Annotated in this window: 15 protein-coding genes and 4 pseudogenes; 7 read left to right on the plus strand and 12 right to left on the minus strand. The window is 56.2% G+C overall.

The features are described from left to right. Positions 1–15: 15 nt before the first annotated feature. Together ACXR0M_RS16450 and ACXR0M_RS16455 are read right to left on the minus strand one after the other, a co-directional pair. Positions 16–525 carry an HvfX family Cu-binding RiPP maturation protein gene (locus tag ACXR0M_RS16450; protein ID WP_458832859.1) on the minus strand — a complete coding sequence of 170 codons (510 nt, stop codon included), beginning with the start codon at positions 523–525 and terminating at the stop codon, positions 16–18. 491 nt (positions 526–1,016) lie between these two features. Further along, the gene (locus ACXR0M_RS16455) at positions 1,017–1,934 is read right to left on the minus strand and encodes a bifunctional helix-turn-helix transcriptional regulator/GNAT family N-acetyltransferase (RefSeq protein ID WP_458832861.1); all 918 of its coding nucleotides are present in this window, start codon (positions 1,932–1,934) and stop codon (positions 1,017–1,019) included. A gap of 149 nt (positions 1,935–2,083) precedes the next feature. Here ACXR0M_RS16455 and ACXR0M_RS16460 point away from each other — a divergent pair, with 149 nt between their 5' ends. Further along, positions 2,084–2,530, plus strand: a complete 447-nt coding sequence (locus ACXR0M_RS16460; RefSeq protein WP_458832862.1) for an anti-virulence regulator CigR family protein — start codon at positions 2,084–2,086, stop codon at positions 2,528–2,530. 77 nt (positions 2,531–2,607) lie between these two features. Here ACXR0M_RS16460 and ACXR0M_RS16465 read toward each other — a convergent pair whose 3' ends face one another. Beyond that, complete coding sequence (locus tag ACXR0M_RS16465) at positions 2,608–2,868, minus strand: hypothetical protein (RefSeq protein WP_458832863.1); 261 nt, start codon at positions 2,866–2,868, stop codon at positions 2,608–2,610. Positions 2,869–2,991: 123 nt separating this feature from the next. Next, positions 2,992–3,639 carry a glutathione transferase gene (gene yfcF / locus ACXR0M_RS16470; protein WP_458832864.1) on the minus strand — a complete coding sequence of 216 codons (648 nt, stop codon included), beginning with the start codon at positions 3,637–3,639 and terminating at the stop codon, positions 2,992–2,994. Positions 3,640–4,110: 471 nt separating this feature from the next. Here yfcF and ACXR0M_RS16475 point away from each other — a divergent pair, with 471 nt between their 5' ends. From ACXR0M_RS16475 to ACXR0M_RS16485, 3 genes and pseudogenes are all read left to right on the plus strand, one after another. After that, positions 4,111–4,632 carry an AidA/PixA family protein gene (locus ACXR0M_RS16475; protein ID WP_458832865.1) on the plus strand — a complete coding sequence of 174 codons (522 nt, stop codon included), beginning with the start codon at positions 4,111–4,113 and terminating at the stop codon, positions 4,630–4,632. 185 nt (positions 4,633–4,817) lie between these two features. After that, positions 4,818–5,043: pseudogene (locus ACXR0M_RS16480) on the plus strand (transposase); the annotation flags it as partial. A 112-nt stretch (positions 5,044–5,155) separates the two neighbouring features. Then, entirely contained in the window at positions 5,156–6,472 is a 1,317-nt protein-coding gene (locus tag ACXR0M_RS16485; RefSeq protein WP_458832866.1) for an APC family permease, read from the plus strand. 91 nt (positions 6,473–6,563) lie between these two features. Here ACXR0M_RS16485 and ACXR0M_RS16490 read toward each other — a convergent pair. The 4 genes and pseudogenes from ACXR0M_RS16490 to ACXR0M_RS16505 all read right to left on the minus strand — a co-directional run. Continuing rightward, a pseudogene (locus tag ACXR0M_RS16490) lies at positions 6,564–6,981 on the minus strand (acetyltransferase). A gap of 213 nt (positions 6,982–7,194) precedes the next feature. Then, positions 7,195–7,869 carry an HAD family hydrolase gene (locus tag ACXR0M_RS16495; RefSeq protein WP_458832867.1) on the minus strand — a complete coding sequence of 225 codons (675 nt, stop codon included), beginning with the start codon at positions 7,867–7,869 and terminating at the stop codon, positions 7,195–7,197. A 75-nt stretch (positions 7,870–7,944) separates the two neighbouring features. Further along, complete coding sequence (locus ACXR0M_RS16500; RefSeq protein WP_458832868.1) at positions 7,945–8,127, minus strand: hypothetical protein; 183 nt, start codon at positions 8,125–8,127, stop codon at positions 7,945–7,947. 341 nt (positions 8,128–8,468) lie between these two features. Continuing rightward, positions 8,469–8,727, minus strand: a pseudogene (locus ACXR0M_RS16505) (short chain dehydrogenase); the annotation flags it as partial. Positions 8,728–9,037: 310 nt separating this feature from the next. Here ACXR0M_RS16505 and ACXR0M_RS16510 point away from each other — a divergent pair. From ACXR0M_RS16510 to ACXR0M_RS16520, 3 genes are all read left to right on the plus strand, one after another. Further along, positions 9,038–9,832, plus strand: a complete 795-nt coding sequence (locus ACXR0M_RS16510; protein ID WP_458832869.1) for an alpha/beta fold hydrolase — start codon at positions 9,038–9,040, stop codon at positions 9,830–9,832. A gap of 136 nt (positions 9,833–9,968) precedes the next feature. Next, entirely contained in the window at positions 9,969–10,193 is a 225-nt protein-coding gene (locus tag ACXR0M_RS16515) for a DUF2188 domain-containing protein (protein WP_042559198.1), read from the plus strand. Between the two features lie 188 nt (positions 10,194–10,381). After that, the gene (locus ACXR0M_RS16520) at positions 10,382–10,735 is read left to right on the plus strand and encodes a hypothetical protein (protein ID WP_458832870.1); all 354 of its coding nucleotides are present in this window, start codon (positions 10,382–10,384) and stop codon (positions 10,733–10,735) included. Positions 10,736–11,215: 480 nt separating this feature from the next. On the opposite strand, the gene ACXR0M_RS16525 is transcribed toward ACXR0M_RS16520, so the two are convergent. From ACXR0M_RS16525 to ACXR0M_RS16540, 4 genes and pseudogenes are all read right to left on the minus strand, one after another. Then, the gene (locus ACXR0M_RS16525; RefSeq protein WP_458832871.1) at positions 11,216–11,731 is read right to left on the minus strand and encodes a cupin domain-containing protein; all 516 of its coding nucleotides are present in this window, start codon (positions 11,729–11,731) and stop codon (positions 11,216–11,218) included. 88 nt (positions 11,732–11,819) lie between these two features. Continuing rightward, positions 11,820–14,621, minus strand: a complete 2,802-nt coding sequence (metC, locus tag ACXR0M_RS16530) for a cystathionine beta-lyase (RefSeq protein ID WP_458832872.1) — start codon at positions 14,619–14,621, stop codon at positions 11,820–11,822. Positions 14,622–14,676: 55 nt separating this feature from the next. Then, positions 14,677–14,841, minus strand: a pseudogene (locus ACXR0M_RS16535) (thioredoxin domain-containing protein); the annotation flags it as partial. Then, a complete protein-coding gene (locus ACXR0M_RS16540; protein ID WP_458832873.1) occupies positions 14,838–15,434 on the minus strand; it encodes a cysteine dioxygenase family protein in 597 nt (198 codons plus the stop codon). The gene ACXR0M_RS16540 and the pseudogene ACXR0M_RS16535, both read right to left, overlap by 4 nt. Positions 15,435–15,441 lie beyond the last annotated feature (7 nt).

Raw genomic sequence — 15,441 nt, forward strand, 5'->3', positions numbered from 1 at the left:
GAACGCGCTAGCGACTCAGCGTGTATTCAAACGCTTGCTGCAGCGATCGATGAATGCATCCAGGCTCAGTTTGCCGGCACCTGTGAACAGCAACGGCACAAGTGCGACGAGATAGATCAACGGCAGCTTGAAATTGCCGTAGCCTCGGTCGCTGATGGAGTAACCCTTGGCCAGTTCGCTCAACGTCGACCAGTCTGCTGGCCAGTGAACGGCGGCAGTTGCGACGACGGTTACGACAATGAGGACAAGTGCAGAGAGGCGTGTTCCCAGACCGACCAGCAATGCAATGGAACAGAGCAGTTCCGCCCACATGGATAACTGCCAATTAACCGAAGCCGGCAACTGATTGAAGGGAAAAGGAAAGGCGCCTTGAATGCTCGGGAACCAGTTCTCACCGTTCCACTTTTCCCAGCCCGCCTCAAAAAACTCCCACGCCAGAAACACACGCAGGCTCAAAGGGGCGATCCAGTTTCCAGCGCGATCGAGGTTAAGGTTCAGTCGGTTCAAGAGTGAGGGATTGAACATGGGGGAGGTGTCCTTGCAGCAGCGAATAATGATCTCCTGGCCGCGAGGCTTCAGGACCACGACCAACTGCGCTGGCCGTGACCGTAGTTGATCCTGCTGGTGTATCTCGCTTGTGTCTTGCGAGGCTGCAAAGTCAATGTTTTGTAGCGGTTCGGCCTGTGTACACACTGGGATACATGAACAGAGGCGTTCGGCGGATTGGCGCATAGAGCTTTGGAAACCCGCGAAGGATACAAGCGTCGAGACAGACTAATTTCCACGACAAAAGTCGAACGCTGTCTGCGCATGCTGCTGCGTAATTTCAATGTTCCGGTGGGCAGGCTCGCAACAGTTGATCCGCTTCGCATCAAACGCGCGTGCGAGCAAGCCACCGTGCGCAGACCGGGTCGCAGTCAGTTGCTAGTCGCCAGAGGTCCGAACGCGCGGTATGAATCGACCAGGGCATCATTCGGAGCCCGTTTTGCCTGGGCTACAACGAATGGGCATAGACCTCACAAAGCAATCGCCCACGTCTGACCGACCAGATCCTTGCCGAAGCTGTGAATCGGCGCTTCCTCGACCAGCTCAAATCCTGCCCGCTGGTATAACCGGCGGGCATCCACCAGATTGCTGGTGGTCCACAGAATCATCTTTTTGTAGCCGACATCGCGGGCAAAACGCAGGCATTCCTCGACCAGCCGATTGCCGATTCCCAAGCCCCGCGCACTGGCATCGACGTAGAGCATGCGCAGTTTCGCGGTGGTTTCGTCGTGGCGGATGACGAACACCGAACCCACCACCTTGCCGTCCTTCTCCGCGATCCAGCAGCGCTCGCCCGTGGGGTCGAATTCGCGCAGGTATTTGGCGACGACCTCTGACACCAGCGCTTCGAACTCTGAATTCCAGCCGTATTCACGGCTGTAGATCGCAGTCTGCTGATGCACCACCAGACCCATGTCACCGGGCTGCGGATCGCGCAGCAGGTAGGTCGTTGACTGGCCGCTCTCGAGCAGCGTCTGGATCTGCTTCATCGATGCGATCAGTTGCAGTTGCTGCGGTTCGGACAGGCGTTCGAGCAGGGTGATGACTTCTTGCCGCGAAGCTTGCTCCAGCGGGGCGAGGACCTCGCGGCCGAGATCGGTGATGTGCAGCTGACTGGCGCGGGCGTCGGTGGTGGAGGGTTCTTTCTGGATCAGACCCTTTTTGTCGAAACCGCTGATGAGGCGACTCATGTAGCCCGCGTCGAGGCCCAGCATCTGGCGCAGGTCGGTGCTGGTCAGATCACCCTGGGACGCGAGCTCGTAGAGGATGCGCAGCTCGGTCAGCGAGTAGTCGCTTTGCAGCAAGTGTTCCTGCAACACGCCGATCTGATGGGTGTAGAAACGGTTGAACTGCCGGACGATGTCGGCGCGGTCGGTAATCGTGGACATGGCGTGATGCTCATAATGCTTGCCTAAGGCAACTATATAGTTGCCTTAGGCAAGCAAGTCAAATGAATGATTTCACGATCCCGAACGCAAAGACAGCCTGTAAAAAAACTGACTAGAATCCACACACCCATTCATTCAAGGAACGACTCATGTCCGGTTTACGCACGCTGATTGCGACCACAACCTGTATTGCGCTGCTGTGCAGTTCGGTGACCGCGCTGGCCGATCCTGGTAACGGAAAGGGCCAGGGCAAAGGCAATCCCCATAACAGCCAGGATCATGGCAATCAGGGGAAAAAAGGCGAGGGTGGCTATCAAGGGCACGGCCCGAGTATCGATCGCGGCGGGGTGATCGGGATTGTGGACGACTATCGTGGCTACTGGACCCCGGGTCCGGCGTTGCCACCCGGCATTCAGAAGAACCTGGCGCGGGGCAAACCGCTGCCGCCCGGTATTGCGAAGAAGCTCGATGGTCGACTGGTCGGCAGACTGCCGCACTACGACGGCTACGAATGGCAGCAGGTCGGTACCGATTTGATCCTGGTCGCGCTCGCTACGGGGCTGATTTATGAAGTGCTCAACGGCGTCTTCGATTGAAAAATAAATCTCCCCATATGAAAAAGCCCGGCGGATAAGGCCGGGCTTTCGTCGGGTACTGCGGTAAAACCCGGCATTCAGGCGTTACGACTTTCAATCAGACGGTCAGAACCACCTTCTGCAACTGCATCACTGAACAGCGGATCGGTTTCGGTCGCGGCAACTGCATCACTGAACAGCGGATCAGTTTCGGTCGCAGCTACGGCATCGCTGAACAATGGATCGGTCTGGGTCGCAGCGGCAACAGCATCGCTGAACAGTGGATCCGTTTCAGTCGCCGCAACAGCATTCAGGGCGAAGAGCGAGAAGGCGATGCCGAGGATAGTTTGGCGTTTCATGGTTCTGTACTCCGTGTGCATTGGGTTGGTATGGAGCAGATCCTACGCTTCGGATTTGATATGAGAACTTCATTGAGTTAATGGTTGTTATTGACACAGTCAATAGAAGTGCTTGGGCTGCCATCAATGCAGGTCTGCCTGAATTCGAGGTCGTTCCAGCTTGATCCATTCTTGTACTGTCGTGCGCTGCCATTGGCGTTGAGCGTAATCCTCCAGTTGAGCCGGCACAGTGTCCCCATTGAGTATCAATCGGTTCAGCATCAACGCCAGATCAACATCGGCGATCGACCATTCACCAAAAAGGTAGTCCGGATTGTCGGTGAGCAGCCATTGCGCGACATCGAGCAACTTTTGCCTGGCAGCCTCGGCCGACGCTGACAACGGTCCGTATTTCTGACCATAGAACACGACAAGGGTAGAGCGCTCCTGTCGGATCGGGAGCAAATCACTGCGTAGCCACGCTTGAACTTGCCTCGCTGCGGCGCGTTTTTGTGGATGCCGTGGGTAAACAGGTGTTTGGCGGAACACATCTTCCAGGTATTCCGTGATCGCCGATGATTCCGACAACCCAAAGTCACCATGCACGAGGGTGGGCACTCTTTGAGTCAGCGAAAGACGGGCGTAATCGCTGGCCTGATTTTCCAGTTTGTCCAGGTCCAGGGTACTCATTTCGAACTTGATCCCCTTTTCGCGAAGGGCCACATAGCACGACATTGCGTAGGGACTGGCGAATTGAGCATCGACGTAAAGGCGCAGGCTTGAGTCATTCATAGCGTCATCTCCATATGCAGAATGGCCACGCTAAAAGATTAAGCGCCTTAAATAAAATTCATGTTTTTTATGGGGGCATTCCCATCAGGAATGGGCAAAAAGGCCGGCACGGTTTCCCATCACGGTTTGCACATCAGCGGGGCAGCGCCACTCAAGTGCGCCCCTTCGTCAAACGCCCCCCGGCCGGGCGTAGCCGATTCGCGGTTAATGCCAACAGCGGCTGTGCGTCTTCGCCAACAGTCGTCGCCAGAGAACAGCTCTAAATCCATAAGAGATCGACTCGCACAGAACCAAATCAAAACCTTGGTTGCGTCGCGCTGTGATCTGGTTTTTCCGCGTCAAGGAATCGCGATTTGACACTATCAGGCCATCTCCTATCGTTCTCCGCAGACCGCATCCATGGACCGGATGAGCCGGACAGCCTTCGCGGGCGCGGTCGCTTATGCGATTCCAAAAACAAGGAGCCTCAAAATGTCCAGTGCTACCCAAACCATTGACGTGCTAGTCAATGTCGATGCCGATTACCTGCTTGCCCATCCCAACGACGTAGGCGGCGCTATCTCCATGCTGGTGACGCGCGACGCCGTCGACCCCAATGCCAGTGGCAACACCGGCGAAGGCGGCGACGAGCTGTGGATCGACGTCAAACCCGGCGACAACATCCGCTGGCGCGCCACCACACTGTCGCGCAACTTCGACCGCATCGCCCTGATCAAAAACGTCCAGAGCGGCGACCCCCACCAGGGCGGCGATTACAAAGGCACCATGTCGACACCGCTCACCTACAACATCCCCGGCGTAGTGCCTTACCTGAACAAGGCTGTCAACGGCGGTATCTCCAAAACCGATGTGATCTATTCCATGTGGCAAGCCACGGCCGAGGATCCAGGCAAACTCTGGTACCAGATCACCTTCGTCCTGCTCGACCGCGACCTGAACCAACTCGGCCCACAACACACCTGGGACCCGTACATCACCGTCAATAACCAGTAACTGAAACGCAAACAGCCCGGCCCGGCATCCTTCGTCATTGACGAGGGTGCCGGGCCGGGCTGTTTACATTGCAGATCTTCTGAGCTGGTTGTTTCCAGCGGCAAATCTGGCCTGCGGCAAAATCGCAGCATTGGCCAGCAGGGAGACACGCAGCATGATGGGACAGTTATCGAATGGACAGGAGCGTGGGCTATTGCTACGGCATTCGCTCAGAGCGCCGGTTGTGCGAAGACGCCCATTTGAACTTGACGTATCGCTGGTTCTGCCGGTTTAGCCTTGAAGATGAAAGTCCCCAATCACTCGACCTTTTCCAAAAAACGACACGGTCGCTTTCGGGACAGCGATCTCTTTCGCTGGCTGTTCAATGAAGTGCTGCGGAGCTGCATGGACGCAGGTCTGGTCAAGGGCGATCGGCAAGATATGTGAACTTTACCGATACGCGAATTTCCATTGATTGAGAGTGAAGCCGCCTGGCTTCCAGCCCGGTAATCGGCTCTCGGAAACTCAAGTCAGGAAGTTGAACGTGAAGACCTTGCCCTCCAAGACCTCTCTGCGCCGCGCTGTTACCGGCCCGATGCTTTTTCTATTCATTCTCGGCGATGTTCTGGGGGCGGGCGTTTATGCGCTTGCCGGGACGATCGCGGGGGAGGTGGGTGGCGCGATCTGGGTGCCTCTGCTCATCGCGCTGTTTTTTGCGATGCTGACTGCCGGTTCCTACGCAGAGTTGGTGACAAAATATCCCCACGCGGGCGCCGCTTCGGTTTTCGCAGAGAAAGCGTTCCGGTCTCCGCTCATTTCTTTTCTCGTAGGCTTCTGCATGCTGTCCGCCGCGGTCACGAGCGCGGCGGGGTTATCGTTGGCGTTCGCGGGTGATTACCTGGCGGCGTTTATTCAGCTACCGCCTCACATTGCCGCGCTACTGTTCCTTGTCGTCATCGCACTGCTGAACGCAAGGGGAATCAAAGAGTCGTTGGGAGCCAACCTGGTGATGACAGTCATTGAACTGTCAGGTCTTCTTCTGGTTGTCGTAGCCGCTGCCTGGTTCTTGCGTACAGGGGAAGCAGATTTGGGGCGCAGTCTTGAGTTCAAGCCGGGGATCAGCCCGATGCTGGCCGTTTTGGGCGCGGCACTGATCGCCTTTTATTCCTTTGTAGGATTCGAAACATCCGCCAATCTTGCCGAGGAGATTCGAGACGTTCGTAAGGTTTACCCGCGCGCATTATTTGCCGCATTGCTAACAGCCGGAGTCGTCTACATGGCTGTCGGAGTTGCCGCATCTTCCGTACTGCCCATGGATAAACTCGTGGCAACCTCGGCTCCTCTTCTTGAAGTGGTACGCGCCTCAGGATTAAACATTCCGCCTCGCGTGTTCGCCTTCATAGCGTTGATCGCGGTAGCGAACGGCGCGCTTCTGACCATGATAATGGCGAGTCGCCTGACTTATGGCATGGCCTGCCTGGGACTTTTGCCTGACGCATTGAGTAAGGTGCTGCCGCGGCGACGCACCCCTTGGGTTGCGATTGTCGCTACCACGCTTGTAGCGATCGGACTCACGCTGACGGGGACTCTCGCCACATTGGCCGAAACCGTCGTTCTGCTCCTGCTGTTCGTATTTCTCAGCACTAACTTGTCCGTGTTGATCCTTCGCCGCGACGAAGTTGCGGAAGATCACTTTCGAGTGCCTACGTGGGTTCCGGTACTTGCTATCGTCTCGTGCCTGGTCCTGCTCAGTCAGCAAAGTCTGGAAACATGGTTGCGGGGAGGGGCGTTGATCCTGATAGGCATGCTGCTTTTCGTCTGTTCGAGAGTGGCGATGCCGGCGTCAGTGGAGCCTGGCTAGGCTTTTGGTCGCCTACTTGCCCATGCGCCAGGCCTGCTGAATGATGAATCGCCCCGAAGCAAGAGCTTAGGAGCGATTCACGGTTACAGCTCTAGCCGGGCAGGCTCAGGTGCAGCAAGGGGAAGGGGCGCCCCTCGCCATCCAGCGGAGAACGACCTGTTTGAACAAACCCGTAATGTAGATAGAACCCTACCGCTTCGGGGTTCTGTTCATTTACATCAACACTCATCTGATTGCGCGAACTGCGGGCATGATCCAGCAATGCGCGGCCAATCCCTTTTCCTCGCAGATCGGGTTCGATTTTCATTAAGTCCAATGAACCCTAACGGGCAGTCCTCGGCATCAACCGCAACCCATAATTCAACAGCAGGCAGGTAAATATCGCGAAGCTGAGGGAGCAATGCCTCAATATCGGATTCTTGCAGGAAGTGATGTGTGGCGCGAACGGAGCGCAGCCAAATGTTGAGCAGTTGCGGATGGTCGGCGTTGGTAGCCTGACGAATGATCATAGAATCATCCTTAATACTTGATATCGGAAATGAGGCGCGCTACTGGATAGCGACCGTATAAGTGTCGGCAACTTGTATGACCGCTTCGCGAGTTAACGCCTGGGCGGTTCACGGCAGAGGTAGCCGGAAAGAAGGGAGCAAGGACGATACTGAGTGGCTTTTGGGGTGTCAATACAACATTAGGGAAGGGGAGTAGTGGAAGCATAAGGCCGCTCAGGGACGGGACGCTATTTCGTCCAGGTGCTGCAAGAGTGCCAGAGGGTCCTCGTAGACCCGAAGTGCACCTGCGCGTTCTAGTTCACCGGTGTCGTAACCACCGGAAAGCAGTCCTATACCAGTGGCTTTACAACGTCGTGCGGCAAGCATGTCCCAAACCGCGTCGCCAATCACCAGGCAATCTTCAATGGGTACATTGAGTTTGCTTGCAGCGGTGAGGAAAAGATCTGGATCGGGCTTGCCATACTTCACATCGTCACGGGTTATGAGATTGATCTCGGCGACATCCAAACCTAATGCCTTCAGATTTATTGCCGCAGTTTCCATCCCACCGCTGGTAGCAATACACCACTTGAACTGATCACGGTTTAACGTATCCAGAAGCTCGACAGCGCCGGGGAGAGCGATGATCTGGTCCTGCAGATCCTTGTAAGCTTTATCATGCTTGTCGCTGAGTCTTTTAGCCTGGTCTGGTTTGATATCCAGTCCTGTTTCACGCGCCAACGTCTTGAGCATCAGCCCGCCGCTCATCCCGATTTTTCTGTGGATTCGCCACATGGCTAACGGAATGTCTTCGGAGTCCAATGCGGTCTTCCACGCGAAGACATTCTGGTAGACGCTATCTGTCAACGTGCCATCCAGATCGAAGATAAATGAGGTTTGCTTGCGCATGCGTGACACTTCCATTAATCGAATTTCAAGGCGTAGGTGTCGCGTACTGGTCATCGGATACCTACGGGAACCGGCTTAATGTTTAAGTCTTTCCAGGTCGCCTGGGCCCGGCTCTACGCGTGGCTCCTCGCCAAGTAATTCATCCTCCCTGACGACGCGTTCATCATCCGTTAAACCTGTTTCTGACGAGTCTGGAACGGGAGGTGCATCCTCCAGCGGTTTACTTTGACTTGATGAAATAGAGCCTTTTTCGGTCATGAGATTTCTCTTCGTGCTATGAGATTCGATGCGCTCAATTTTTCGAAAACATATGCTCCGAGTCGTTCCTTCTTTCGCAAATCTCGAAACCTCCGATCTTTCAAAAGGCGGTTTCTCCGAAAAGGCCACGAAGGACGACTATCTCGGTTTTCGTGTACGGAGGCGTTTAGCCTGTTTGACCCCAAGCGATATGCCAAGTATCAGCGCTGCGCCCGCCGCCAGGAAAATTGGATAAGGATGTTTGCCTGGCGAATCAGGTCGATGGCCGGAGGACGAGGGATCACGACTGACCGGAGTGTCAGAGGGATTGATCTCTGCTTCGTAGGGCATTTCGTTTAACGGCAAACGCGCACCGTCCGCGAGAATCAGGGTGAGATCTTCGACAATGCCGGCGAGTCGATCGGGAAATACCGGCTCACCGGTGGGATCAAGCTCATCGTAATAAAACTGCTGTCCTTCCAGCCAACCTACGGCCGTCATCAACTCGGGCCCCAGGTAATATTTTCCGTCAAGGAAGAAGCCTGGGAAATGTCGTGTGCGTTCGAGACTTTCTACGGTGTAACGCTCGCCCGCTTTCATACCGGTTGCTGGATCAATCATGATGAAGTCCTCAGATTCGCTGGTGTTGCGATAGAGGATGGGGGCTGGCTCAACGTTCCATCGGGATGACCGAATGGCGGCATTGGCCGGAGAGCGACAGTCGGTAAGCGATAAATCGAACGCTCGGGATGCGAACGTTCTCCAAGCTACATATCGCACCATAGAGGTTACGCAAAGGCGGGTATGAGTAGTGTCCTGCATGGCGCACAGGTGCGAATGAACCAGGGTCTACACACCCCAGACTGCCTTCTAATCGCATGCGGCAAGGAAAACCATGGCAACGCACAGGCTAATCGCTAAAGGATTGGAGTTGAATGTTTCGATCTGCGGTCAAGGCTCGCCGCTGCTTTTGCTCAATGGTTTGGGTGGCTTGATTCGTACCTTCGATCCGTTGCGCGATGAACTTGAAGACTTCATGACCATCACCCTGGACGTGCCGGGAGTGGGCAAGTCGCAAATGCCCCGTTGGCCTATTCGTCTGTCACGCCATGCCGACGTCATTGCCGATATGCTCCAGCAATTGGGGATCGACCAGATCGATGTGTTCGGTGTGAGTTGGGGAGGGGCCTTGGCTCAAGAATTCGCTCTTCGTTACCCCGGCATGGTACGCAGACTGATCCTCGCGGCGACCTCTGCTGGCCCAGTGCTGTTGATGAAGCCTGCTGACGTCATGGATTTTTTCCGCGAGAGTAAAAACGCCAAAATGCACAAGCAAGAAAGCTCCGGGAATTCGATTCACACGCTGCTGCGGTTCGGTGTGATGAAGGGCATGCTTTCTGTTAATCCGCACACCTACTATTTCCAGCTCGCAGCCTTGTTCGGATGGACAAGCCTGCTTCGGTTGTCACGGCTGCCTCAACGCACGCTGATTCTTGCCGGCGACCGCGATCCGTTAATTCAGGCGTACAACGCCGATATCCTGCGCCGCAGAATTCGCCGTTCAGAGCTGCGGATTCTGAAAGGCGAGGGGCATTTCTTTTTGGTGACCAGCGCTAGGCGTACTGCCGTCTTGATCCGCGAATTTCTTTTTCGGCATTACGACGATGAAGAGACGGCACCGAAGATCGCGAACCGAAACGATCAGACTAGCCTGGAGTGCAGCTAATCATCTGCTCGTTGACGGCGTCGTGTAAGGGCGCGCAGTGGTCGGCGCCATTGCTCTTCGTAAATGCTTTCAAACTCTCAAGATCGACAACGGTCAACCTCCTGGCTGTTGTTGATTAATCATGTCGAGGTGATCCATGGATAACTACCACATCACAAAAAAAGAAAATGCCTGGGAGCTTGTCAAGGAAGGTGCGCAGCGTGCTTCCAAAACAGCTTCTACGAAAGCGGAAATCACTGAAATAGCCAGCGAATTTCTGCAAGGCAAAACGGCATCTCTGAAAATTCACAAAGAAGACGGGACGATTCAAGAGGAGCGTACATTTCCTCGTGCTGCTGACCCTAGGAAAACAAAAGGCTGAGTCGAATCCAAAGTAGTGGCGGCTGCGAGAAGACTTTTAGCTTTACAGAAATTCGCTTCTCGTTTCCGCCAGCGCATGTCCAACCAAGGGAATGTTCAATGGTAATTGGATGTCTAGGATGGGGATCCCTTATTTGGAAGCCCGGAACATTACCGCTCGCAAGCCAATGGTTTTTGGATGGGCCAAATTTGCCCATTGAATTTGCGCGAGTCGGTGAGGGTGGGGAGCTCGCGACGGCGATTTGCGCGAATGCGCATCCATGCCCCGTTCTCTGGGCAGTGTTGAATGTAAAAAACCTTGAAGAGGCATGCGAGGCGCTGCGTGTCCGAGAGCAGATTCCAGAGGACAGGGAGGATGGGATCGGTATTTTTACCACCAGTGATTCACCGGTAGGAGTAATCGCCGAATGGGCACTTTTTCATCAGTTGGACGCAGTCATCTGGACAGCACTGCCGCCAAAATTCGAGGGTATTGAAGGTTTGATTCGATCAGCTTTTGTCTCTGCGAGAGAGTGTCAATTGCCTCCAGCAGATGGAGAGTGAACGAGTAGTTGCGCTTCGTGGCCACCAGACCGTGGATGTCGATGGGGCTTTCCTACTGGTTTTTCAGAAGCTTCAAGACAGCATCGCCGATATGGAGGAGGCGTTGGCCACCATTGCGGAAGCGACGGGCGATGCCCCAAAGTTCTAACGTGTGTTCATTGAAGCCCGCGCCCTAACCAGTTTCAGAGCGTCAGGTGTAGAAACTGAGATTCATGACAGGCAGACCTTAGGGAGGATGTGAGGATGGTAACGCAAGAGACTGATTTTTTTACCGAACGGGGTTTTGTGCAAAACCGACCGGGGTTAGTGGAAGTGGAGAAAATGGAAAGTTCCACGCAGACACATCATTTAACATAATATACATTACACGTAACAATATGTTTCAGAATTCGCCCAGTCACACACGTGTTTTCAATCTCCAGCAGCAGCCGTTCTCAACCAACCTCCGCTGCTACCCGAACATTATTGAAATCCGCCCGTTCAATCCTCATTCCGCGTCAGCTTTTCAATCAGCTCCCGATGCTGCGGAAATTGCGCCGTTAGCTTTTGACGCTCACCCATTTGCATATCTGCAAAATCAAACCCCGGCGAAACCGCTTCGCTGATCAGGCCGAATCCATTTGTGCCATCCAGCAACCGTGAAGCTTTCCAGATGCCACCCGGTACGTGTAATTGCAACTGCTGTCCAGCAAGCACGTCATTACCCATGATCAATGTCTGCAGCGAGCCATCTGCGTGGATCAAGCTGTATTCAATGGGATAGCCCAAGTGAAAATAATGCAGGATGTCGGACTGGTTGAAATGGAACTGACCCACTGGTGATTGCACGGTCAGCAGATAGTAGATCGACGTCATCAAATAACGCGGACCCGCTGCCGTTTGCAGCAGGTCGCGCTGATCGGCTTGAAAGGTTCGGCGGTAATAGCCGCCTTCGACGTGAGTCTCCAGGCCCAGTGCGGCTATCAGTTCACTTGTACCGATTTCGCGCTGCGCCATGAACTGCTCCATTGAAAAACATAAGAAACATCTGATAGCTCAACTAAACGGCTATTTAGTGGAGTTAACGTATTTTCAACGATTTTAGTCACTTTTCGTGCACCCTCACCTCTCCGAAATCCTGTTGATTAACTCCTGTGCCAGCAACGGCTTGGCCAAACCCGCGCTGCAGATCTGCAATCAGATCGGCGACATCCTCCAGGCCGATGTGCAAGCGCAACACCGGATTCAATGAGCGATCCGCCGCACTGTCGCGATCACCGGTATCGGCCACGGTGATCAGACTTTCAAACCCGCCCCAGGAAGCCCCCAATCCGAACAGCTGCAGCGCATCGATGAAGCGCTCCACGTACGCGGTGTCCGTTTCACGCAGTTCAAAGGACAGCAGGCCGTTGCTGCCCGTGAAGTCCCGGCGCCACAGGGCGTGGCCGGGATGATCGTGCAGGGCCGGATGGAATACCTGCCTCACCTGCGGGTGCGCCTTTAACCAGTGGGCGACTTCCAGCGCCTGACGCTCATGCACTTGCAATCGTGACGCCAGCGTTCGTGCGCCACGCAGCACCAGATAGGCATCGTCAGGGCTGACGGTCGCGCCAAAGCTGTCGCTCATGGCCGCCAATGCGGGCCATACGTCTTCGGTTGTGCAGACGCTGCCCATGACCACATCACTGTGGCCGCTCAGGTATTTGGTCAGTGCCATGATCGAGATATCGGCACCGAGCGCCAGCGGACGGTACAGGTAACCGCAGCCCCAGGTATTGTCGACAGCCAGCAGGATGCCTCGCGGTTTGCACAGGGCCGCCATGGCCGGCAAGTCGCAAAGCTCATACAACAACGAGCCAGGCACTTCGCTGTAGACCATTCGGGTATTGGCTTGCAGCCGGGCTTCCAGGTCACGGCCATCGGCAGCGAAATAACTGACCTCAATGCCGAAGGGCTGCAGAAAGTCCCGTGCCAGGCGTCGCACCGGCGCGTATACCGCGTCAGTGATCAGTACATGGTCACCGGGTCGCAGATACGCAAGAAACGTCTGTGCGATGGCCGCCAGTCCGGTGCCGTACAAGCGCGTGCGATACCCTCCCTCCAGCTCGGTGACCAGGTCTTCGAGGGCGAACGCCGTCGGATTGCCACGCGCGCCATAACTCAGCACCCGCTCGCTGTCACGACGAGCCCGGGCGTCACGCATCTGCGCCAGGTTGTCGAACAACACCGTGCTCAAGCGAGTCACCGGTACATTGACCGGGCGACCACCGACACCCTGGGCCAGTGCCGAATGCACCAGACGCGTGTGCACGTGCGCTCCCTGACGTGCCTGTACCTGCAGTGGTTTGAGACTGGCAATTTCGTCGGCGTTCATCTGCGCCAGCAAGCCGATTTCCCACGCCAGGTACTGACGCGCAGCGTCTTTGTTGCCGGAGTGGCGGTCATGAGTGAAGAACAGAAAATCAATGCATTGCTCGTCAGAGAGCGCGTCCTGGTTTTGCTGCACGGCAAAACCGGCCGCACGCCAGGCATCAAGGCCGCCATCCAGCAGCCGCACCTGCGCGCGCTGAGCTTCGGGCAGTTCCAGTGACGCGAGCGCAGCCAGTTGGGCAACCTCGGCCACCAGCACCAATGGCCGCTGCTCGCCCGCCACGTGTTGTGCGAGCAAGGAGCGAATCGACCAGCGCGCCCCGGCAATGTGGCCCTTGCGATAAGTCATGCTCGGCCGCAGATCAATCAACGCGACGGCGTCATCCTTCAGTGCATCGGAAAGTGCCTGCGCCGTGATCAGAGGCAATGCCTCGTGGACGGCCCCATCGCTTTGCTGTAGCGACAAGGTGCTGCTCACACCACCTGCCAGCACATAGGCTTCATGCCCCGCTTGACGCAGCCAGCTCGCGACAATCCGGGCGCGGACACCATCGCTGTCGATCAGCACCAGTCGCGCCTGGCGCACGCCGATATACAGATCGGTCGATTGCACCAACTGACCGCCTGGCGTGTGTTGCGCGCCCGGCAGACTGCCGGCGGCAAACTCTTCTGTAGTGCGCACATCGCACAAAAACAGACTGCGACCGGCGTCGCCGGCCCACTGCTCGACCTGTGCAGCCGTCACTGTCTCCACGCCGGCTCTTTCGGCGAGTCGGGTGGCCGCGAGACGCTGTGTGGTCAATGGCGCTGCAGTCACCGACTCGGCATAACGCCGGGTGCTGCCGTGCTCAAGCTCGAAGTCCTCCAGATACCAGCCTTGTGTGCCGTTTTCCAGGGCATACACCGGGTTCTTCAAGCCGAGGTTGATGAGGGTCTGCGCACCGATAATGCTGCGGGTACGACCGGCACAATTGATCACGATCGGCGTGTCTTCGTCAGGCACCAGATCATGGATGCGATACCCCAGTTCACCATTCGGGCAGCACACGGAACCGGGAATGGTCATTTTGCAGTATTCATCGAACGGCCTGCCGTCGAGCAGCACCAGAGGCTCGCCTCGGGTTTGCCATTCGGCCAGTTGTCGCGCGGTGACATGGGGCGTGTGGTTGACCTCTTCGACCAATTCGCCAAACGCCTTGGATGGCACATGCACGCCGGCAAACAGCTGATTACCCGCGGCCTCCCAGCCATCGGCACCGCCCGCCAGGATATGCACGCGCTCATACCCCAACGCCTGAAGACGTTGCGCGGCACGCCTGGCAACATCGCCGCCATTCTGGTCATGAATCACCAGTCGCACTTGAGGGTTGGGCGCCAGTCGCCGAACCTCCAGTTCCAGCCGGCTATAGGGCAGATTGACGGCAAAGAACAGATGGGCTTCGCCATACTGGCCATGTTCACGCACATCGAACAGGGCAATTTCCTGCCCGTCGAACAGCCACTGCTGCAATTGCGCTGGGGTTACGGTCTGACTCATGGGGTTGCGCTCGAAAGAAATTTATTGAAGCGCCAGAGCGCGTTCACTGGCCGCCAATCGCCGGAAGCCGCCCGTTGGCGCTGATGCGCTGGAATGCCGCCCGCTTCTGTTCATCCTCTCGGATATTGACTGGCAGCACGCGGTACTCCAGCCCCAGCTCCTCCAGGAGAATGCCGATTTTCAAACCGTTGCCGGTCGGCCAGTAATACAGATCGATCATGCGTAGGCCTTGATCGACGGCGCCATTTGCGAGGCGTTGTAGTTGAGAATGCGCCCGTCGGCCTCGACGCCGTAGCGACCGTTGAGGGATTCCAGCGGCAAGCCGTACAGATGGAAATGCAGGGTCGGCTGTTCGCCATCGACACGAATCCCGTGCAAATCTTCACCAAGGAACGAGATCGACGTTCCGGGCTGCACAACGACTTCGCGTTGCAGGTGCAAGGTGGTGAAACCGGGCTCGCGGCCCTCGTCGCTGCGGGCGTAGACGTAGTTGATTTCCTGGCCCTCAATGGCGCTGATGATTGCCCAGGTTTCGTGGTTGTGGGGGATGGTACTTTTGCCCGGCAGCAGCGAGTTGAGGTACAGCGTCGGGGTGTCGCCGTCATTGTTGAGACGGTAGCGGAACGCAGTGCTGCCCTGCCCCGGCACCGGTGCCGGAAACTCAGCGAAGTTGAACAGGTCGCGGCGCTCGGCGAGCGCTTCCAGCAGGCGGACGATTTCGCCCAGCGCAGCGCGGTCGACGCCCCGTTGATGGATGACGCGGACTTTCTTCAGGAAGTCCTCGATGACGTCGGCACGATTCACGGTACTCATAAACATC

The organism is Pseudomonas sp. Eth.TT006 (assembly GCF_054456575.1).